A 21,503-nucleotide genomic window follows, 5' to 3' on the forward strand; every position below is an offset into this window, starting at 1 on the left:
CTGCCTCTACAAATCTCCTCATTGAGGCGATTCCCCCCCGCCGAAGAGGGGGCAAGCTTCGGGATCCGCTTCGCGGAATCGCAGAAACCCGTTGGCTGACCCGACCAATATTACCGACCCATCGGCATTCATCACCCATCCGGTAGCTTCCACAATGGGGGGACTAGAAACCCGGTTTCTTGAAGAAACCGGGTTTCTTGAATAACTTGAAGAAACCGGGTTTATTGAATCACCCCGGTTGGTTTGACTTTTGTCCTCTATTTCCAGCGATCGCAAATCCTGCCAAACTGTTTGACCCCACAGCATTTCTGTGGGACTTTGGGGCAGACCACCGCGTCCGACGATATAAAACTCATTGTCTTGATTGGCAACACAACCGGAAGTAATTCGATCGCTCGGATCAACCAAAGCTGAGGATAATTCTACCAATCCTGCGGCTGGGTTGGCATCGGGATTATTAATTTCCACGGTGCCATCTACCCCCAACTCAGAACTAGCGGTAATATCGCTTTTAGGGGTTAAAGTAGGGCGAAACTCTGAGCCAAAAATGCCCCGACTGGTAATGTTAATATTGCCGCCATTGCCCCCCACCGCATTAGCGATAATATCGCTATTTTCTAAGGCCACAATTATATCGGCATTAATGGTTAAGTTGCCGCCATCCCCGATATCGCCTTTGGCTTCCACATTGATTTGACTGCCGTTGCGTAAACTTAATAAATCACGCACGTTAATTTCTACGTCGCCGCCAAAGCCAAACGCTGTTGTGGCATTAATATTTCCGCCGCTTTCTAAATTGAGGCGATCGACATTTATTTGCAGCCGTCCTGCGTTGCCAGTTCCTTGATGGTCTACGCGGATTTGTCCGCCGTTGGCGATCGTGAGGCGATCGCTATTCACCGTTAATTCTCCTGTCTTTCCCGTAGGAATTGGCGCAGCAAAGAAAACTTGTTGAATATCTTCTGCCCCCGCAAAAGCATCCGCACTTAGGGAAGAAGGAATGCCAAGACTTGCCTTGCCAGAGATGAAAATATCCGCAGCATTGATCGTTGAATTTCCGGCATTTCCCGCACCCACAGTCCCCGCAGCAACACTCCCTCCGTCTTGCAAAATCAGACGTGGGGTATTGATGACTAAATATCCAGCTTGCCCCAGACCAAAGCTTTGGTTGCCGATTAAACTGAGAATGTTCGGCATCAATGAACTGTAACCATAAATTTCAATTGACTCAGACGCATTAACGGTCAAATTACCACCGTTTCCCGTTCCCGAACCGGGCAGCGGTTCCCCTAATGTAGAGGTGGAAAACAGTCCGACATTTAATATTTCTGCGCCTTCAAGAATTCGCATTTGTCGAGTTGAGATATTCACATCCCCCGCATCCGCTCGGCCAAATGTTAAGCTGCCAATTAAGGTAATATGATCCAGGGCTAAAGGACTAATTCCAGTTAACTCAATGGTGTCGGCATTGATGATGATATCTCCTGCATTGCCCGTACCACCTTCGGGGACAGAAATGCCAACTAATTCCATTAAAGTTCGCGAACTAATCTGTGCCCCGTCAGAAAGGTTAATTTTGCCCGTTGATACTTGAATATTACCGCCGTTTCCCGAACCAAGGGCGATCGATGTAATCCCACTGTCAGCTATGGGGAAAAGCGGGTTAACTCCTCGACTGGCGATCGCGTCTGTGGCATTAACCAAAATATCTCCACCCTTGCCACTTCCTTGAGTCCAAGAAAACAAAAATGCCCCATCTCTAAAACTTAAATTTTCCGCTGAAATATTCAAGTTTCCTCCGGCAGCTTGCCCTGATGTATAGGTGGCAATTCCACTGACAAATATAGGATTAAATGGCAGTGAATTTTCAGCGGTTATCCCTTGGGCAATCACGTTAATATTGCCACTATTGCCGGTAGCTTGTGACCCCGCTAAAGTAGCAATTTGTCCCCCAGATAAAAAAGTCGCTTGTTTGGTAGCAACGCTGATATTTCCTCCAGCACCACTGGCAAAGTTTTCGCTAGAAATCCGACTATTGGTATTTTGTTCTAGCCAAGTTTCTGGATCTATCGCCTCTAAGTTGATTTCTCCTAAATTAAATCCGGGCGGTAAAGCAAATCCGTCAACTATCATTGATTCCGTAGCTTCTACCTGAATATTGCCTGCGGTTCCCGCCCCTTGGGTTAAAGTCTGGATTCTTGCCCCATTATTAATCGATAAATTCGCCGATTTTACCTCAATATCCCCACTATTACCCGTGGCATTAGGTGCTACTTGGTTGACAATCCAAGCACTAAAAGGAAAAGCGGCTACAGTTCCGCCTAATGATAACGATTCAGCGGCATTAATGGTAATCTTGCCACTGTTAGCATCTCCATTAGTTAGGGAGACAATTTGCGACCCCTCTAAGGCAATATTTTTACCTGTAACGGTGATTTGACTCAGAGGATTATTCACCACAGCGGGAGAAAATATGGCGGAACGATTCGCTAAATTAATATTGGCAAATTCATTGACTAAATCATAGTTAACGACTAATCCAATCGGAGTTGGCATTATTCCCACGGTGCCATTTGCTACGCTGCCGATTTGAATTATTCCCGATGGGGCAGTGACAATTCCTCCGTTAAAGTTAATCCCATTTCCGATTAAGGCGAAGGTTTGACCGGGGGCAACGGTTAAGCCTAAATTATCGGTGGGGATGATATCAGTAATGCCGGTGCCATTGACAGAAATTGCTGCCGAATTTTCTCCCATTTGTAACCCAATGGGCACATTAACAGATAGTAGGGGCAATTCCCCCGTGGTTGCCCCCGTTTCGCGAACCGCCCCTACATTTGCCGGAAATTCTCCGTCGGGAAATAACACGCTATTAGCGGTACTGCCAAAGAAAGAACCACCGATCGCTAATCGGGCATTGTTGCCAAATATTAGCCCATTGGGGTTAATTAAAAATAAGTTGGCGGTGCCATTGGCACGAATCAAGCCATCAATATTAGATAGATTATTTCCGGTGACACGAGTCAGGATATTTTGAATGTTGAGGGCATTGTTAAACAACACTTCGGTGCCGGTATTCACGGAAAAATCCGAGAAACTATGAAATAAGTTATTTCCGGCTGCGGTGCCTCCGTCAATTGTAATTAAATTGGCTTCAGGGGTGACGATACTGTTGTTGGGCAGAGTGCCATCAGGGATAATTTGAGCAACAGCGATAGCAGGCCAAAACCAGGGGCATAATAACAAGACAAACCAGAATCGCTTTGATTCTAATATTGGTTTCATATTCAATCTATTCTTTAATCTCATCAGGGATACGCGATCGCTTTTCCGTAACACCCTGAAAAAAAAGCGATCGCTGCGATCGGGCATTTTAACTAATATGCATGATTATAGCGGTAGCAATGCGGATTACAGAAGTTTTCTGGATTCTAGCGGGCGCGGGAATGACAGATTTTATTTGTACTTCATAACTCTGACAAGTTCTCTATCCTTGGGCAAACAATAAAAATCCCACACCATGAATATACTGATGGTGTGGGGATATGGATGTCGTTGCAATTGAGTTTTAAACTTTACCAAACCGGCGATCGCGCTTTTGATAAGCCAACAATGCCTGATGAAACTCTTGGCGATTAAAATCTGGCCAAAGAGTATTAGTAACATACAATTCAGCATAAGCAACTTGCCAGAGGAGAAAATTGCTCAGACGCATTTCCCCACTGGTTCTAATCAACAAATCGGGATCCGCCTGTTCAGCGGTATAGAGATGACGAGCAAACATAGACTCGTCAATTTGTTCGGGAGTAATCAGACCTTGCTGTACTTTTTCCGCGATCGCCCGACAAGCGTGGACAATTTCTTGACGGGCGCCGTAATTCGTCGCTACAGTAAACTCAATCCCCTGATTATTTCGGGTTTCGGTCATCGAGCGAGAAATCTCCGCTTGCAGTGACTCTGGCAGCGCTTGTAAATTCCCCACAAAGCGAATCTTGACATTTTCTGCCATCATTTCTTGGAGTTCTTGCCGCAATACCCGCTCAAACAGAGTCATCAAAAAATTGACTTCATCCAGAGGGCGGCCCCAATTCTCGCTAGAAAAGGCATAAGCCGTCAACGCGCAAATTCCCCAATCCTTGCAGCAGCGCAGCAGGTCTTTTAGTGAGTCAACTCCCCGCCGATGTCCCATAATTCTGGGCAGTCCTTGCCGTTTTGCCCAACGACCATTTCCATCCATAATCACTGCGACATGTTTGGGCAATCGCGCCGAATCTAGATCAGCGGGTAACTGTTGCAGTGTCGTTTGCTTAACAATCATTTTTTCTCTCGAGAGGAAGCCGATGATGGAAGACGGAGTAAACGCACGGCTAGTGCGACTCCAGAGGATCCTAACTTACGCGTAATTTGCCGCAAGTCAGGGGCAACTACTTCACGATCCGCCGATTGGGAAAATCGAGCTTCTAGTAGTTCTTTGAGTTTACTACTGGTTAACGGTCGATTCAGTGTACCCCGTTCAGCCAAAGAAATAGAGCCTGTTTCTTCAGATACAACCACACAGATGCAATTTTCGACTCGCTCAGTAATTCCCATTGCCGCACGATGCCTGGTTCCCAGTTGCCGGGAGGCTTTCCGGTCTGACAAAGGCAGAATTACTCCCGCTGCCATAATTCGGGCTTCGCGAATCAATACTGCGCCATCGTGTAGTAGGGTTGATGTCTGAAACAGAGTTTGCAATAGTTCTTTAGAAACTTCTGCATTCAATTTCACACCGGGGACAGAAAAATCTCGCTCATCAATCGGCTCACTGGTTTCTAGAATCATTAATGCTCCCGTGCGGTTTTGCGAGAGTTCTTTAACCGCTTCGACTATTTGATCGATGACGCTATCGGATTTGGGAATCGCTTTGCGCGATGATTGAAATAATTGGAGCAGTTCTCCTTTGCCTAGTTGCTCTAGTAATCGGCGAAATTCCGATTGCAATAGCACGGCCATGGCTACGGCAGATCCAATCACCAAATTATTTAACACAAAACTCAGCAGCCTGAGCTCTAATTTGGTGCTGACTGCCGCTGCTACCATGAGCAGTATAAACCCCCGCACCATCCACAGGGTTCGCCGTTCACCGATGATGATCAACACCATATAAGTGAGTATCACTACGAGCAATATGTCGATGGGGTCTTTGAGCCATTGCTGCCAAATTTCGGCAAGCTGAAGCGCCAAGGACTGAGTCCAAGTCGGATTGATTAGCAATTGTTTCCATGTATATCCCATTGGCTCAGGATTGACCTTGCGCTTAAAGAAGTTTTTTGATTAGAAACGGTGCGGATGCGTGGCTGACGCGGCTCCCGATCTTTTATACTGCATCTGAGTCCGTTAGACCTGTGGAATCGTCAGTCTTTCGGGCAGGCGATCGTGTTGAATCAGATCGTCATAAGTTTCTCGTTGCAGAATCAGATTCGCTTCCCCTTGGCAGACTAAGACCGCTGCCGGTCGCGGCTGCCGATTATAGTTAGAGGCCATACTGCAATTGTAGGCGCCCGTGGCCATGACGATGAGAATGTCGCCGGTTTCTAGCTTGGGCAGTTGGGCGTCTTTGATTAAAATATCCCCAGATTCGCAGTGTTTTCCGGCAATGGTGATGGTTTCGGTATGTTCGGCAGACATCCGATTGGCGATCGCTGCCCGATAGACGGATTGGTAGGTAATGGGTCGGGGATTATCGGACATTCCGCCATCGACGGAGACATAAGTGCGAATGCCGGGAATTTCTTTTTTGGCACCCACGGTGTAAGCGGTGATACAGCTTGAGCCAATCAGCGATCGCCCTGGTTCGCACAAGAGTTTTGGTAAGTGTACCCCACGAGACTGACAAGCAGCAGCGATCGCTTGACTCACCACTTTCACCCACTCAGAGATACTCGGTGGATCGTCCGCTTCTGTATAACGAATCCCTAAGCCACCGCCCACATTTAACTCGCTGACGGGCAGTCCATATTCTGCGGCTTTTTCCAGCCATTCTACCAACACCCCTGCCAAATCCTGATGGGGGTTTAATTCAAAAATTTGTGAGCCGATATGAGCGTGTAAGCCAATACAATTTAAACTGGGTTGCTGGCGAACAAAGGCAAACACTTGATCCACTTGTTCCGGATCAAAGCCAAATTTACTATCTAAATGGCCGGTGCGGATATACTCGTGGGTGTGGCATTCGATCCCAGGGGTTAAGCGCAACATGATTCGCACTGGGTGAGAAGAATATTCCGCAATGGCTGCCAAGGTTTCCAACTCTAACCAGTTGTCTACCACAATGGTGCAACCGGAACCGACCGCTAGTTTTAATTCGGTTTCTGATTTGTTGTTCCCGTGGAAATAAATTTTTTCCGGGCTGACGTTGGCACAAAGGGCGGTGTAGAGTTCGCAACCTGTGACTACATCAATGCCTAAGCCTTCGGAAGCCGCGATCGCGCATATTGCGAGGCAGTTCCAGGCTTTAGAAGCATACAACACCAGAGTTTTGCCGGGATAATATTCTTCAAAGGCTTGACGATACTGTCTGCAAGCGGTTCTCAGAGTTGCTTCATCCACAATATAAAGCGGTGAACCATATTGCTGTACCAAAGTCACCACATCACAACCACCAATTTCTAGGCGATCGGCGCTGTTGACCTTTGCGGTCAAAGGCAGCAACTCTTGATTCGGTGAGCGCAATTCAGGGTTAATCCCGGAAGCGTGTAAGTATTGACGGCCAGATTTTTCGGCAACGCGAGGAGGAGTAGATACCATAATTTAATCAATCGATCCTAAGTTTAGAGCGTTTGGGTGAGGAGTTCTCGTTTTCCAGTGTACAATTTGCCATTGTGATTTCTCTGTTTTAATTTTGTAGTTTTTGTGACTTTTTTCAGAATTGATCCCCTGACCCCAGAATTTCTGACTGCCGTAGCCGAATTGGACAAGTCTTGTTTCGGTGGGATTTGGAGTTTGGACAACTATCGCCAGGAAATGGAAAGTCCCAACAGTGATTTACTGGTAGTTTCCGTGACTCCCGCCCCGTCCGCCGCCGATCGCCCCTCCCGAACCTCATCTCCACCCATACTTGTTGGGGTGGGCTGTTTGTGGTCAATTTTAGAGGAAGCGCATATTACCCTATTGGCGATCGCGCCTAATTATCAAGGTCAAGGGTTGGGTCAAGCTATGCTCTACCAATTACTCTTTTGTGCGTGGCAACGGCAACTAGAATGGGCCACCCTGGAGGTGCGGGTTTCTAACACACCAGCCATTTCTCTTTACAAAAAATTCGGCTTTCAGGATGTCGGTCGCCGCCGTCGCTATTATCAAGATACGGGAGAAGATGCCCTGATTCTGTGGCGCTATGGGTTACATCACCCTGGGTTTAAGAATTGGTTGGCGGAATGGAAACCCCAAATCTGCGATCGCCTCACCCGGTCAGGCTTTCGTATCTAAGCTTATTTGTTGTTTGTTGTTGGCTATTTGTTGTTGGTTATTGGTTATTTGTTGTCTGTTGTTTGCCAAGAACAGTGAACCGTCAACAAAGAACAAATAACAGTAAACAGCCCACTATAAATAGTTAATTAGTAAATTAATATTAATAAAATCTGTATATTTACTTACTGCCATGATAAACAGTGGTAAGATTATATCAAATACATGATTCAGACCGATAGGCCAAGCGCGAATAAGTGCTGCCTTTGCCATAACCCGCCAGAGCATAAATTCTCTGGCTAATAGCTCAAGTCAGTTAAAACTGACTAGCCAAATCTCTAAATAATATCACCATGAATATCCCAGTGAGAAAAACTCGGAATTTTTCGACCGATTAGACTCTTAGGACTGACTTTTTGGGATGATGTTTGGGATGATGTTTGGGATGATGTTTGGGATGATTTTTGGGATGATTTTTGGGATGATTTTCAATATTTTGGGATGACTTTCAATATGTAGAGGCAAGGCATTTAGAGGCAAGGCATGAATTGCCGATCGCTGATATGGCGGCGATGCTTAAATCCTGACCTGGCACTGCGCTTGAAAAGGGCTGATTCGGCACCGAGAATGATAAGTCTCGTGAGGTTTTTTATGAATAAAATCACACTTTTTGGGATGCCCGCAGAAAAAGGTCGTTGGCTACTAATTCCCCTCGGCCTGACCGTTTACCTCTGTTTGGGTACAGTCTATTCTTGGAGTATTTTTAGGAAACCTTTAGAAGATTTCCTCAACATTGGCGCTACGCAAAGTTTACTGCCGTTTACGGTGCTCTTGGTGGTCTTTGCTATGCTGATGCCGATTACAGGTTTTTACATTGATAAAATCGGCGTGCGCCAAATTACGGCCATTGGTGGAGTCGTGATGGGACTGGGTTATATTCTGTCTAGCTTTGCCTCAAATTTGCCCATTTTGGTGGTGACTTATGGGGCGATCGCAGGGGCTGGAGTTGGCATTGCTTACGGAGTGCCGATCGCCGTGGTAGCGAAATGGTTTCCCGATCGCAAAGGACTCGCAGTAGGTTTAACGGTAATTGGCTTTGGTTTGTCGCCATTAGTGACTGCACCGTTAGCCCGCATTGCGATCGCTGCTTATGGACTAATGCCCACTTTTGCCATTTTGGGTGTTGCCTTTACCGCGATGATTTTAGCCATTTCCACCCAATTAAAAATACCGCCTAAAGGATGGCAACCTGCCGGTTGGCAACCGAATATTGTTCAAAACCCCGCCTTGATCGCCCAAGAAAGAGATCGTTTGCTGCGATCGCCGGAATTTTACGGCCTCTGGTTGTGCTATATCATTGGCACTTTTGTCGGACTCTCTGCGATTGGCATTTCCAGTCCCGTTGCCCAAGAAATTATTAAACTTGACTCAGGGTTAGCGGCAATGGCGGTTTCCTTGTTTGCCGTGTTTAATGGTGTAGGTCGTCCCCTGTTTGGTTGGTTAACTGACCGGATTCATCCCCAAAACGCAGCGATCGCCTCTTATGTGCTGATTTTGATTGCTTCGATTATGATGATCAATGCCACTGAAGGTCAGACAATCACCTATTTAATTGCCTTTTCCTTATTCTGGTTATCCCTAGGCGGCTGGTTAGCGATCGCCCCCACCGCCACCTTAAGCTTATTTAAACCAGAAAATTACGCCAAAAACTACGGAATTGTCTTCACTGCTTACGGGGTTGGCGCATTATTAGGCACCTTGGTTGCCGGACAAATCCGAGATATTTTTGGCACCTATACTTATGCCTTTTATGCCACTGCCGCATTAGCGATCGTTGGCATCATCATCGCCGAATTCATGCTGAAAAAACATCATCCGAAACCGACTAAACCGGCTACCGTATAATAAAATTCAACAATTTCAGCAATCATCATGTTTGGGTCTAAATCCCTTGATTAAAACAATTAAATAAACCCTTGTCGGGATTTATGTTGATTTAGGCGCGTTCTCTCATTCGCCCTTACATGAACATAAATCCCAATCGGGTATAAAATTAATATTGACATCCAATTTACAGCGGTTTTCAGACTAATGAACCACGGTATGGCCCGCGCATTCCGGTAGGGGCCCTTACAATATTGTAAGGGCGAATGCGCTCGTCGCCCCTACTGCCGGAATGCGCGGGCTACTACAGATAGTTCTGGTTTACTCGCGGAGAAAATTGCTGTAATCATCATCGAGGAGCGCATAAACATGAAATACTTATTATTAATGGGCTTAATGGTTTTTTTTCTCCTAGTTTCTTTAACCCCATTATTAGGATATACTGACAAAAAATGGGTTTTACCATTCATGTGGGGATTATTTGGTTTATTTACAGTAATTGGCTGGTTACTATTTATCTTTATTGGTGCATTTGATTTTTAAAGTTTTTGAGTTTTATAGGACTTATAGGACTTATTTGTTATTGGTTATTTGCCAATAATACCCAATAACAAATAACAAATAAATAGGAATAAAAACTATGAATAAACAACGAAAATGGCTTGATGCGATCGCGCCTTTTTTCCCCAATTTAATATCGCTGTTTTTATCATCAAACACCCTTAACGCCCAAATCATTCCTGACAGTACCCTGCCCAACAACTCAGTAGTCAATATTGACGGACAACAACAACAAATCACTGGGGGTACGGAAGCAGGAAATAACTTATTTCACAGTTTTGCCCAGTTTAATGTCCTAACTGGAGAAACTGCCCATTTTCAGAACCCTGTCGCCATTCAAAATATCATCACCCGTGTCACCGGGGGGCAAATCAGTAATATTGACGGATTAATTCAAGCCAATGGTAACGCTAATCTATTTTTAATCAATCCCAGTGGCATCATATTTAGTCCCAATGCCCAATTAAACATTGGCGGCTCATTTTTAGGCACAACCGCAGACAGCTTATTATTTCCTAATGGAATAGAATTTAATGCTAATATAGGAGCAAATGTAGGAGCGGTTCGCGAAGCGCCCCTACTATCAATTAATCTTCCCATAGGCTTGCAATTTGGCACAAATCCTGGGGTCATTAGAGTAGAAGGAATAGGTCATAGTCTCAAGACCAACAATCCCATATTTTCACCACTTCTAGGACCTGGTGAAAGTGCCACAGGTTTGCGCGTCCCATCTCATGAAACCCTCGCTCTCGTCGGTGGTGACATATTTATAGAAGGAGGAATTCTCACCGCACCAGGTGGAAGAATTGAATTAGGGGCAGTGGGGCAAGGAAGTGTCATCCTGAATGCCACATCATCCGGCTGGACTTTGGACTATCAGGGACTATCTAATGTTGCTAATTTTAAAGATATTCAACTCTCTCAAAGAGCCCTCGCTGATGTCAGTGGCACTGAAAGTAGTTCCCTGCAAGTGCAAGCACGCAACCTATTTATGAGTCATGGTTCTTTGCTCCTGATGCAAAACCAAGGAACAGAAAACGATGGGGATTTGCGGATTAATACTACTGAGTCTATAGAAATTCGAGGCTTTATCCCCGATGGAAGTATCAGCAGTGGACTACGCAGTGAAACCCTGGGCGATGGAAATGGGGGAAATATTGTAATTTCAACGGCAAAATTACTCCTGGACAATAGCGGAATTATTGACAATAGAACTTTCGGTCAAGGGTCAGGGGGAAATATTCAGGTTGATGCCGCTGAGTCCATCGAAGCCATTGGTTTGACTTCCATACAGTTTGGTCAAAGTGGTCTACTTACGGCTAATTATAGTTCTGGACAAAGTGGCAATATTACGGTGTCCACCCAAAATTTGACCCTTAGAGATGGAGGCATATTGATTTCTGGAGTTTTTGGGAGTGCCCTGGGAGGAGAAGTTATAGTCAATGCCACTGATTCAGTGAAATTGATTGGAACCCACCCAATATTCGGGAATAGAAGCATTATCGGAACTAATGTGTTGAGTTCGGGAAATGCTAACAGAGTTACAGTTAATACGGCTCACTTATTCATTGAAAATGGCGGATCTGTTTCTACCAGTACCTTAGCATCAGGTAATGCCGGAAACCTGACAATTAACGCCACCGAATCTGTAGAAGTCAATGGCACAGATGAGCAAAATAATAAAAGTGCGATCGCATCCAGGAATTATATCTCACCCCCACTAATCAGACAGTTCAGATTACCTGAGATGCCTTCTGGAGATGCGGGGACGATCGCCATTAATACCCCGGTACTAAAAATCGCCGATCAAGGTGAAATCTCAGTTGTCAATCAGGGTACAGGAAATCCGGGGCAAATCCTGATCAATGCCGATACAATCATGTTGAATTCTCAAGGCAGTATCTCCGCGCTCACTAGAGAAGGATCCGGAGGAAATATTACCCTGAATACTCGCAACCTGGAAGTAAATAATAGTACCATTAATGCCTCTACTTCTAGCTCTGGAAATGGTGGTGATATTAACATTAATGCCAGTGAATCTGTAGAAGTTATTGGCACTGGATATGAGAACTTACAAGAAGGGATTATCACTCCGGCTGTGAATAGAAGCCTGACTTTAGCAAATTTTACCACGGGAATTTTCACCGTAAGCGAAGGGTCAGGAAACTCCGGAAATATTCTCATAGCAACCCCCAATTTTAGTGCCAGGAATGGGGGACTGGTGGCGACGACGACTTTAGGCGCCGGACAAGGGGGAGAAATTATCATTAATGCGGGAAATATTCTCACTATTGATAATTCTCTTTTGGCCACAGGCACGTTTACTAATGCCAATTCAGGAGATATTCATCTCACCAGTCAGCAAATGATTGCCCAAGGCGCTGCCCAAGCATTAACTTCGACTTTTGGATCCGGAAAAGCTGGGAATTTAACGGTGAATGTTTCTGAATCTATTGATTTAATTGACCCCAGTAATCAAAGCCTTTTCTTGGCCACGGGTTTATTAGCTTCGTCTGCGGAAAATGCGGCGGGACAAGGAGGAAATATTACGGTAAAAACTGGCAGATTTAATATTAGCGATGGGGCCGCTGTCACTGTCAGTGGCTCAGGAATTGGTAATGCGGGAAATATATTTATTGAGGCAGTTTTTCTATTTTTAGAACAAGGGATAATTAGCGCGACCAGTGCAGCGGGAGAAGGGGGAAATACTACCCTAAAAATTGGTGACATTTTACAGTTAAGAAATCGTAGTGCAATTTCTACTCGTGCCGGAACCGAAGCCAGTGGCGGTGGTAATGGCGGAAATATCAGAATCGATACACCTTTTTTAATTGCATTTCCCTCAGAAAATAGCGATATCACCGCCAATGCTTTTGCGGGAAAAGGCGGGAATATTAATATTAACAGTAGTGGGATTTATGGTTTAGTTGAACGCCAGCAACTCACCCCCCGCAGCGATATTAGCGCTAGTTCTCAGTTTGGGTTGGATGGCAACATATCTATTAATACAGAAATTGATGCTACGGCTGGTTTAGTAGAGTTATCTACTGAGGCAGTTGATCCAAATTCGCTGATTTCTCAAGCCTGTGCGGACTATCAAGGGAGTTCATTTACTGTCAGCGGACGGGGTGGTTTACCCTCAGACCCGACTCAACTTTTGGAAAGTTTACACCCGTGGCAAGATGTGCGATTTTTATCTCAATATTTGTCAATTTTATTGCCTATTTTAACGTTAAAATTTGGCATAAAAAAACAAAATTTATTGACCAATACAAGGGCAAATAATTCAGTTGTTGAGGCTACCGGATGGGTGATAAATCAGCGATGTAACATAGAATTATTTGGCGATATTCCTGATGGCAAAAATAACGTTTTTTTTGAAAACAAACAATGTTATGCTCCGGTTCAATAAAAATAGACTATTGTTAATTTTTGGTGGTTGAAGGTTGAGGCTTCAAGGTTTACTGGTTTGTTGTTTCAGAGAATCAGTACCCTTTTCAAGGGATATTTACGATCGCCAATGCGATCGCACAAATTCTCTATAACCAGCGATCGCATTGCGATGCTACTGTACATAGGCATGAAATTTAACCGAAGTAACTGCGGGAGAAGATATACAAGAATCAAATATTTTCATAAAAAACCGGGTTTCTATTTTACAGCAATTTTCTATTGAATAAACCACAAACACCTGTAGTGGCCCGCGCATTCCGTAGGGGCGAATGCGCTCGTCGCCCCTACTACCGGAAAGATCACGCCCTTGCCGTATTCTATTAAAATGAAAAGCGCTGTAAGAAAGGGTTTTTCGCCAAGGTTAACTCAAGAAACCCGGTTGATTTTCAGGATATCAAAGTTATCTTCTTTTCGCCACCAAGAAACCGGGTTTCGCTATCCGCTGCCCACCACTATCCGAAAATAAAATAGTCAGCTTATCCGCTGCCAACCGCTATCCGCTGCCAGCTATCCCAGAAACCGGGTTTCTGTTCGGGATATCAAAGTTATCTGTTTATTGCCACCAAGAAACCCGGTTTCTTGCGGGGGTACAGAAACCGGGTTTCTGTTCGGGATATCAAAGTTATCTATTTTTTGCCAACAAGAAACCCGGTTTCTTCTGTCAACCGATATCCCCTATTTAAAACTCTATTCCCCCAAATTCTTCAGCCGCCAACTCTGATAAAATTTTTGCCTCATCCTCGTCATCAGTAGGCATAAAATTATTAGCCGATTCCGCGAAGCGGATCCCTTGCGGGGATCGCCCATTTTCTGTCCAAGATAACGGTTGCGGCATTGCGGCTGTTTCTACAACCTCTTCGGCAATATCAGAAAAATCCTCGACTTCTAATGATATGTCGTTCATCGGCTCCGAAGATTGCTCTATTCTATCCCGATAAAAACTATCTGAATCCTCGAAATCCGTGACCACGGTTCCGCCAAACATATCCGCTAGTTTTTGGGCAGCCGCGATCGCCTCTGACTCGTCCACATAAACTTTTGTCGTTTGCTGCGGTCGAGAAACTTGATAATTCGCGCTTGTATTAACCGTGGCGATCGCAACAGCGGTGCGGAGCACTATCGCCCCTGCCCCTGGTTTTGCCACTGCAACCGACTGGGTTAACGGCACATTTCCTTGACCATTAGCAACCGTTACTGTTTGCACAGGTGGCGTAGTTTGAGTTGGCCTTTGCGCGGGCAAACTTTGACGCACTTCTGACACAGGCGCCGGTTGTGGGGTCGGAGGTGTCGCTGCCGGTGTCGCTGCCGGTGGCTGAACCGGGGCAGTGGGCAACGACCTTTGTGGTTGACTGGTTGCCGGTGCTGGGGTCGCGCTGTCTCCAGAGACTTCGAGACGAACTTGGATCGCCCTTCCCAGGACTTTAGCAAAAGCGTCTTTAATTTGTGGCAATTTCGGTTCAGCCGCAATTTTAATCAGGTTTTGCGATCGAAAACCCAATCTAACTTCATGTTCTTGAACCGAAATCAAGGTTCCCTGTTGTTTTAATAGGGCTTGGCTGGGCAAAGGAAGATGGGCAAGTACCTGTTGCCATAAAGACTGCAAATCATTCAAGTCAGCCGGACTATTGGGCACTTGTGCTGCCTGGGTTTCTGGGTTTGGCAGATGCCCCGAAGCGGATCCCGAAGCTTGCTCCCTCTTCGGCGGGGGGGAATCGCTTTGTGGGGCTGGAGTTGCCGCCACCGCAGGGGTTTGACCGTAAGACCGCTCCCCAGCTTGGGGTTGACTGACTGGGGTTGCCGGAGTTGGAGTTGCCGCAACGGGCTGATAGCTAGGCTGTGTTCCCGGTTGCGGGGAAACCGCCCGTGGACTGGGACTTGCGACAACTTGCTGCGTCACATTCAAAGCAGAAGGCAGCAATCCTAATAAAGCCACTTCCAACCACAAACGGGGCTGCGTAGTATTTTTAATTTGCGCTTCGCAAGCCCGCAAATGTTGCTGACCTTGTAATATTTTCCCCACATCTTGAGTTTGGGCAAATTGACGTAATTCTGCCCAAGTTGCCGGGGTAATCGCTACCAAATCCGCGCGATCGCCCGCAGTTTTCGCAATCAATAAATCCCGGTAAAAACTGGTCAGGTTTTGCAACACCACCAAAGGTTCTCGACCCCGATCCATAATTGCCCGCACCCGGTCAAGAACCGCCTCTGGATTATCCGCAGCGATCGCCTGCAACAACTGCATCAAATCTTGCTCTGGAACAGCCCCAACCAAATTCCAAACTTGCGCGATCGTCACCTCACCGGGCAACAAACTAAGCTGATCCAGCATACTTTCCGCATCACGCAATCCCCCTTGAGAAATTTGCGCCACAGTCAGCAATGCTTCTGGGGTAATATTAATATTTTCTTTCCCCGCAATATCCTGTAAATGCTGCACCATTGCATCCAAAGGAATGCGCCGAAAATCAAAGCGCTGACACCGAGAAATAATCGTCGGCAAAACTCGTTGTGGGTCTGTCGTTGCCAACACAAAAACCACATGACTGGGCGGTTCTTCCAAAGTTTTTAACAATGCATTAAAAGAAGAAGCACTCAAAGAATGGCATTCATCAATAATATAAACTTTGTGGCGACATTGTACCGGGGCAAATTGCGCTCGCTCAATCAACTCGCGAATATTATCAACTCCCGTATTACTTGCCGCATCAATTTCAATCACATCCAGAGATGAACCATTAGTAATACTGCGACAAACTTCGCAAATCCCACAAGGTTGATCCGTCGGACTATTACCCTTAAGACAGTTCAGAGATTTCGCTAAAATTCGCGCACTAGAAGTTTTGCCGGTGCCTCTTGGCCCCGCAAACAAATAAGCTGGAGCGATTTTTTTCAATTGCAGCGCATTGCTCAAGGTGGTGGCGATCGCCTCTTGACCAACTAAATCGGCAAAAGTTTGTGGACGATACTTATGATGTAGTGGCTCGTAAGACATAATTAGCTCAAAGAAGGCGAAAACAACCGGGAAATCTATATATAGATCGATATGGAGAACGGGGAACGAGGAGCAGAGGAGATGAGGGGCAGAGGAGAGAGAAGAGGGAAAAGGGAAGAGAGAGTTTTCATTAGCATCATTAGCATCTATGCATCCTCTTTGCTCTTTCCTCTTTTCTCTTTTCTCTTTTCTCTTTCCTGTTGCAATAGTGCCTCTTGCCTGTTCAGCGACTTAATATTGCGCTAATCAATGATATAATTAAACTGCGCTGTCAATAATCCATGCAATTTTTTAGTAAAAATTAATGCTCTCTCACGTTTAGATCGGGGTAGATCAACGATATTAAGGTTAAACGAACCGGAAGCGCATCCGCGCCTCTTCGCGAATGAACAGTAAACGCGATAAGATATTTAAGATACAATTTGGACTAGAAAGCCGATCTTGGTGACAAAGCGTGCTAAAGACCCTCTTAACTGACTTCCGCATTATATTCGATCGCGACCCAGCCGCTCGCAACTGGCTAGAGGTACTGTTTTGCTACCCTGGATTGCAAGCCTTACTATTTCACCGTTTCGCTCATTGGCTGTATGTGGTGGGAATTCCGTTTATCCCCCGCTTAATCTCTCACCTCTCTCGGTTTATCACCGGGATCGAAATTCACCCCGGCGCCCAAATTGGCGAAGGGGTATTTATTGACCACGGTATGGGGGTGGTGATTGGAGAAACCGCCATTGTGGGCGACTATTGCCTCATCTACCAAGGCGTCACCTTGGGAGGCACCGGCAAAGAAAGTGGCAAACGTCACCCCACTGTCGGAGAAAACGTAGTCGTCGGGGCTGGGGCAAAAGTGCTCGGTAACATTCAAATTGGCAACGATGTCCGCATTGGGGCTGGTTCCGTCGTCCTGCGGGACGTACCTTCTCATTGCACCGTGGTCGGAATTCCCGGTCGGGTTGTCTTTCGGTCAGGGGCCAAAGTTAGCCCCTTGGAACACGGGCAACTGCCTGATTCTGAGGCGAATGCAATTCGGGCTTTAGTCGATCGCATTGAAGCCTTGGAAAAACAACTAGAAAGTTTACAAACACAAACACCAGTGGCGATCGCCTCGACTAAAGCAAATAAATTAGACATTTTGGACTCTAATCGAGCCGCCTTAGAAGCTGTAATGCAGTTATCCCTCGATCCAGAATTAGCCCCTAAATGTTTAATCAAAAATAAAGCGATCGAGCAGTTCTTAGATGGTGCCGGGATTTAATCAAAAACCCAGCATCGCTGCGGAAGATAAAATTGTTGTTTGTTGTTTGTTGTTTGTTGTTTGACCAACAACCAACAACCAACAACCAACAACCAACAACAAATAAAATATTACCAAGAATCAGACTGATGCTCTACTTTCGTAATATGAAGCCCTGTATTCATAATTTCTACATCCGTGAGACTACACAAATATTCCTGATAACTATCTTGAGATTTATGCCAAGGCAATTTCACCGTAAATGTACTCCCTACACCTACGGTACTTTGGACAGACATATCCCCACCATGTAAATAAACACAGCTTTTGACAATAGATAGTCCCAACCCACTGCCGGGAATATTTTCGATATTGTTGCCTCGATAAAACATCTCAAAAATTTGAGTTTGTTCGGCGGTGGGAATGCCAATCCCACGATCTTTTACCTGCAAAATAATTTCTTCATCATCCGTAGCATCAATTTCCAAAAGAATCACCCCGCCCTGGGGGGAATACTTAATGGCATTCCATAATAAATGATTTAAAATTTGCTTCATCAAATCCTTATCAAACAAACCATAAATATGGGGTTTTTCTAAATTATTATTTAAGTTAATTAGCACATCTATTTGATGCTTTTTGTTTTGAGCAATTACTTTAGTCCTATTAATATAAAACTTTAAATTTTTCACAAATTCCTTAGAAAATTCACATAAATCTAACCAAACCGGATTAAAGTTTAAATTTCCAGTTTTGGCATCTTCCATTAGTAGTACATCATTTAACATTTGCGTCATATATTCCGCCGCGCTTTGGAGGCGTTCCACATGGTTTAAAGCATTTTCTTTTTGCAACTGTTCTATATAAAACTCTAGTAAATCTGCGGAAGATAAAATAGTTGCCAGAGGAGTTCTAAACTCATGGGAAACCATCGTCAAAAAGCGAGATTTTAAGTAATTAATTTCCTTTTCATTTTCTAGGGATTGACGCAAATAAGCTTCTAATTGCTTGCGTTCGGTGATATCGGTTTCCGAACCAGCCATCCGACAAGGCTGACCATTGCTATCTCTTAAAGTATCACCTCGCGACAAAAACCACCGCCAAGTTCCATCTTTATGTAGTCGGCGATATTCTACTTCATACTGACTGGTTAACCCGGCTAAATGATTCGCTAAAACCACCTTAACCCGTTCTTGATCGTCGGGATGAATCAGTTTTTGCCATTCTTCCCAATTGGGATTAATTTCATTATTAGTATAGCCCAGCATGGCTTTTAAATTCGTGGCCACATAAAGCTGATTATTTTTGATATCCCAATCCCAAACCCCGACTTCTCCCGCGCTTAAAGCCAAGGCATAACGTTGTTCGCTTAATCGCAATGCTTGATTAATTTGTTGCTCTTTTAGGGCATAACGAATTGCGTGTTCTAAAAGCGTTACATTAAGTTCACTTTTATCGAAGTAATCAGTGGCACCAGCCGCTGTAATTTCTTCGATTTCTCTGGATTTTAGCTCTGATTCTGTGAGGATAAAAATTGGTTGATTACAGCCTTTTTTTCTGGCTTCTTTTAAAAGCTGTAATCCCGCATATGAATCCGGCTCTAATTCGCGATCTATTAAATAGATATCAGCTTGATTATTAATGGTATTTTCTAAGCCTTCTGCATAAGTCTTTACCCAGTTTAAATTAAATTGAAAAGTGCATATTTTATCTAAAAAATCTTTGAATACCTGATAATCATGCAGTTCTCTATCGATGAGTAAAATATTGACAATATATTGAGACATATTTGATATTTTTTTATATTACAAAAATGGTTTGCATAATTTTTTTTTATTTTTTATTTTAAAAATGGATTTTAAAAGATGATTTTGATAGGATCCGATGTTTCAGCTTGATTTCGGGGAAAGATAAAAAAAATTAAAGGATGAATTAAGCAAGTTTTAAACGATTTCTAAACGATCGCCTATCTGGATATTACCACCGCTGATGACTTCTGCTACCACCCCAGTTTGTAAATGACCAAAGTGTTCGGTAAGGAGGCGACATAAAGGCAAATCGCGATCGCCGGTTTCTGGATTTACCTCAATATTGACACAGCGACCAATCCGGGCAGAAACCACAATCCGACTTTCCCCAAGATATAACTCTTTTCCTACCCAGTCAAACTCACTCCAAGGAGCAACTCCGTCTACCACGATATTCGGGCGAAATCGGCGAATATCTAATTCTGCACCTATGCAACGGCTAATTTCATCCATAGTGGCTTGACTGATAATAGAAATATGTCCAGACTGGCGATCGCTATAACGAGTTTCCCCGGTACCTGTTCCCACCAACTGCACTGGAGAATGCTGAGGATGACGGGCTTTTTCCGTAGGTTTTAATCCAGCCAAATAGCCAGTAAAAAAAGCACTAATTGCCGCCCGTCCCTGGGAGGTATTGGTGGCAGCCACCAACAGAGGCGAAGAACTTTGGCCAATGCTAACCCTGAGTTCGGCATTTTCTGGGTCATAAGTACATTTTAACCGAGCTAAACCAGGCCAGTCATTCTGCACCGCAAAGTATTTTTTACTCTGCCAGGGCAAGGTTTCCGGGGAGGCAATTCCCTCAGTATCCACAAACATTAAAGCCATAGCCCGATCGCCTTTAATACCATGTCCAGCCAGCAACACAGCGCGATGCCGCGAAGCGGATCCCGAAGCTTGCCCCCTCTTCGGCGGGGGGGAATCGCACCCTTGGGGAGTCAGACCTTTAATCGGGTGAATAAATAACTGTGTAACGGTTGCCTGGGACATATTTCCGGGGATGTTTGACCATAGGATTTGGCATTTCCTTCCCCTAGAAGATTTGTGGCCTCTCAAAATTGAAAAAAACCGACAAACCCACCCACGAGAAGCTACGTCAACGAAATTATTGACGACTCACTGCCGAAGTTTGAGATTTACTACCCTCTCCACCCAAGCTAGAAAAATAGAAACTACCTACGGTGAATAAAAATACCGCATAGCCCACCGCTTGAGCCAAATAGAGATGAGAGCGATAGCCAAATAAAGCTTTAAGAATCATACCAGGAAACTGGCGATCGGAAAGAAATTCGCTAGTATCCCAAACCATTGGGCCGAGGAGACAGGAACCAGAACTAGAAAAGCACAAGTGACTAAACCGAGCATCGATCTCAGATAAAATCATCGCCGCATTATCAATATTTTTTAACGCGGAAATCACCAATCCAGAGACAATCAAAAGTAACAAGATGCCCATGAGTTGAAAAAATAGCCGCAGATTAATCCTGACGCCTCCTTGAAACAGTAAAAACCCAATCACCACGGCACCGAGCAACCCTAACAATGCCCCGATCGCTGGTGTCCATCCTTGCTGAAACTGAGCCACAATAAATAAGACCGTTTCAAAACCTTCTCGTAACACCGCGATAAAAATTAAGGTGAATATGCCCCAACCGGCTTGCCCATGTTTCAGGCCAGATTTTAGAGATGGGGCGGCGATCGCCGAACTCACCGCAGTTTCGATTTCACCTTTTAAAGATTTAGCCTGCTGAGTCATCCAAATCAGCATCCAACTCAGCATCGCGATCGCCACCAAACAAAATCCCGCCTTGAGCAAAGACTCCACCACTGGGGCATAAAGTTGCTCCGACTGACTCAGGGCGAATAAAATCCCACTAAATAGCCAACCCACTAAGGCACTGGCGACAACCCCACTGACAACCCCACTGTAAACCCAACGGTTTAAATCACTGGCCTGGGCTTTTTTCAAGCAAGCCAGCACAATTCCCACCACCAGAGCCGCTTCCACCCCTTCTCGCAGGGTAATCACAAAAGTTGGTAAGGCCGCACTAAAATCCATAGTTCGATCGTTTTGATTGATTAAGAAAATTCTAAGGCAACAGGGTGTAGGGTGTAGGGCCGCCATCGG

13 protein-coding genes are annotated in these 21,503 nt (G+C 45.0%); 5 read left to right on the top strand and 8 right to left on the bottom strand.

The window, feature by feature from the left end; all coding sequences use genetic code 11:
• Positions 1–18: 18 nt before the first annotated feature.
• From AM228_RS17875 to lysA, 4 genes are all read right to left on the bottom strand, one after another.
• A complete protein-coding gene (locus tag AM228_RS17875) occupies positions 19–3,285 on the bottom strand; it encodes an S-layer family protein (RefSeq protein WP_190880318.1) in 3,267 nt (1,088 codons plus the stop codon).
• Between the two features lie 283 nt (positions 3,286–3,568).
• Positions 3,569–4,318 (bottom strand): isoprenyl transferase, encoded by a 750-nt coding sequence (locus AM228_RS17880; RefSeq protein ID WP_054467716.1) that lies wholly within the window; start codon positions 4,316–4,318, stop codon positions 3,569–3,571.
• Complete coding sequence (cdaA, locus tag AM228_RS17885) at positions 4,315–5,274, bottom strand: diadenylate cyclase CdaA (protein ID WP_054467718.1); 960 nt, start codon at positions 5,272–5,274, stop codon at positions 4,315–4,317. Before cdaA ends, AM228_RS17880 begins: the two co-directional genes overlap by 4 nt.
• Before the next feature lie 102 nt (positions 5,275–5,376).
• Entirely contained in the window at positions 5,377–6,786 is a 1,410-nt protein-coding gene (gene lysA / locus AM228_RS17890) for a diaminopimelate decarboxylase (protein ID WP_054467719.1), read from the bottom strand.
• A gap of 105 nt (positions 6,787–6,891) precedes the next feature.
• Here lysA and rimI point away from each other — a divergent pair, with 105 nt between their 5' ends.
• The 4 genes from rimI to AM228_RS17905 all read left to right on the top strand — a co-directional run bounded on the left by rimI (position 6,892) and on the right by AM228_RS17905 (position 13,300).
• Complete coding sequence (gene rimI / locus AM228_RS17895) at positions 6,892–7,464, top strand: ribosomal protein S18-alanine N-acetyltransferase (RefSeq protein WP_054467721.1); 573 nt, start codon at positions 6,892–6,894, stop codon at positions 7,462–7,464.
• A gap of 630 nt (positions 7,465–8,094) precedes the next feature.
• Positions 8,095–9,348, top strand: coding sequence for an OFA family MFS transporter (locus AM228_RS17900; protein ID WP_054467724.1), 1,254 nt, complete (start codon positions 8,095–8,097; stop codon positions 9,346–9,348).
• A 348-nt stretch (positions 9,349–9,696) separates the two neighbouring features.
• Positions 9,697–9,870, top strand: coding sequence for a hypothetical protein (locus AM228_RS32970; protein WP_156331874.1), 174 nt, complete (start codon positions 9,697–9,699; stop codon positions 9,868–9,870).
• Between the two features lie 97 nt (positions 9,871–9,967).
• Positions 9,968–13,300: a filamentous hemagglutinin N-terminal domain-containing protein gene (locus tag AM228_RS17905; protein WP_054467726.1), complete on the top strand. Its 3,333-nt coding sequence runs from the start codon at positions 9,968–9,970 to the stop codon at positions 13,298–13,300.
• Between the two features lie 720 nt (positions 13,301–14,020).
• On the opposite strand, the gene AM228_RS17910 is transcribed toward AM228_RS17905, so the two are convergent.
• Positions 14,021–16,333 (bottom strand): DNA polymerase III subunit gamma/tau, encoded by a 2,313-nt coding sequence (locus AM228_RS17910; RefSeq protein WP_072160824.1) that lies wholly within the window; start codon positions 16,331–16,333, stop codon positions 14,021–14,023.
• Between the two features lie 454 nt (positions 16,334–16,787).
• Between AM228_RS17910 and cysE the strand changes: the two genes are divergently transcribed.
• Positions 16,788–17,588: a serine O-acetyltransferase gene (gene cysE, locus AM228_RS17915; RefSeq protein ID WP_054467728.1), complete on the top strand. Its 801-nt coding sequence runs from the start codon at positions 16,788–16,790 to the stop codon at positions 17,586–17,588.
• Between the two features lie 110 nt (positions 17,589–17,698).
• Here cysE and AM228_RS17920 read toward each other — a convergent pair whose 3' ends face one another.
• The 3 genes from AM228_RS17920 to AM228_RS17930 all read right to left on the bottom strand — a co-directional run bounded on the left by AM228_RS17920 (position 17,699) and on the right by AM228_RS17930 (position 21,434).
• Positions 17,699–19,354 (bottom strand): ATP-binding protein, encoded by a 1,656-nt coding sequence (locus tag AM228_RS17920; RefSeq protein WP_054467730.1) that lies wholly within the window; start codon positions 19,352–19,354, stop codon positions 17,699–17,701.
• 156 nt (positions 19,355–19,510) lie between these two features.
• Positions 19,511–20,365 carry an MOSC domain-containing protein gene (locus AM228_RS17925; RefSeq protein ID WP_054467732.1) on the bottom strand — a complete coding sequence of 285 codons (855 nt, stop codon included), beginning with the start codon at positions 20,363–20,365 and terminating at the stop codon, positions 19,511–19,513.
• A gap of 115 nt (positions 20,366–20,480) precedes the next feature.
• On the bottom strand, positions 20,481–21,434 hold the full coding sequence (locus AM228_RS17930) for an FTR1 family protein (RefSeq protein WP_054467735.1): 954 nt from the start codon (positions 21,432–21,434) through the stop codon (positions 20,481–20,483).
• Positions 21,435–21,503: the final 69 nt, after the last annotated feature.

The organism is Planktothricoides sp. SR001, from assembly GCF_001276715.1.
GTDB lineage: Bacteria > Cyanobacteriota > Cyanobacteriia > Cyanobacteriales > Laspinemataceae > Planktothricoides > Planktothricoides raciborskii.

What these genes read in the sequence shown, in the direction of transcription:
- AM228_RS17875 (WP_190880318.1), bottom strand. Translation starts at nt 3,285, where the DNA reads ATGAAACCAATATTAGAATCAAAGCGATTCTGGTTTGTCTTGTTATTA.
- AM228_RS17880 (WP_054467716.1), bottom strand. Translation starts at nt 4,318, where the DNA reads ATGATTGTTAAGCAAACGACACTGCAACAGTTACCCGCTGATCTAGAT.
- cdaA (WP_054467718.1), bottom strand. Translation starts at nt 5,274, where the DNA reads ATGGGATATACATGGAAACAATTGCTAATCAATCCGACTTGGACTCAG.
- lysA (WP_054467719.1), bottom strand. Translation starts at nt 6,786, where the DNA reads ATGGTATCTACTCCTCCTCGCGTTGCCGAAAAATCTGGCCGTCAATAC.
- AM228_RS17900 (WP_054467724.1), top strand. Translation starts at nt 8,095, where the DNA reads ATGAATAAAATCACACTTTTTGGGATGCCCGCAGAAAAAGGTCGTTGG.
- AM228_RS32970 (WP_156331874.1), top strand. Translation starts at nt 9,697, where the DNA reads ATGAAATACTTATTATTAATGGGCTTAATGGTTTTTTTTCTCCTAGTT.
- AM228_RS17905 (WP_054467726.1), top strand. Translation starts at nt 9,968, where the DNA reads ATGAATAAACAACGAAAATGGCTTGATGCGATCGCGCCTTTTTTCCCC.
- AM228_RS17910 (WP_072160824.1), bottom strand. Translation starts at nt 16,333, where the DNA reads ATGTCTTACGAGCCACTACATCATAAGTATCGTCCACAAACTTTTGCC.
- AM228_RS17920 (WP_054467730.1), bottom strand. Translation starts at nt 19,354, where the DNA reads ATGTCTCAATATATTGTCAATATTTTACTCATCGATAGAGAACTGCAT.
- AM228_RS17925 (WP_054467732.1), bottom strand. Translation starts at nt 20,365, where the DNA reads ATGTCCCAGGCAACCGTTACACAGTTATTTATTCACCCGATTAAAGGT.
- AM228_RS17930 (WP_054467735.1), bottom strand. Translation starts at nt 21,434, where the DNA reads ATGGATTTTAGTGCGGCCTTACCAACTTTTGTGATTACCCTGCGAGAA.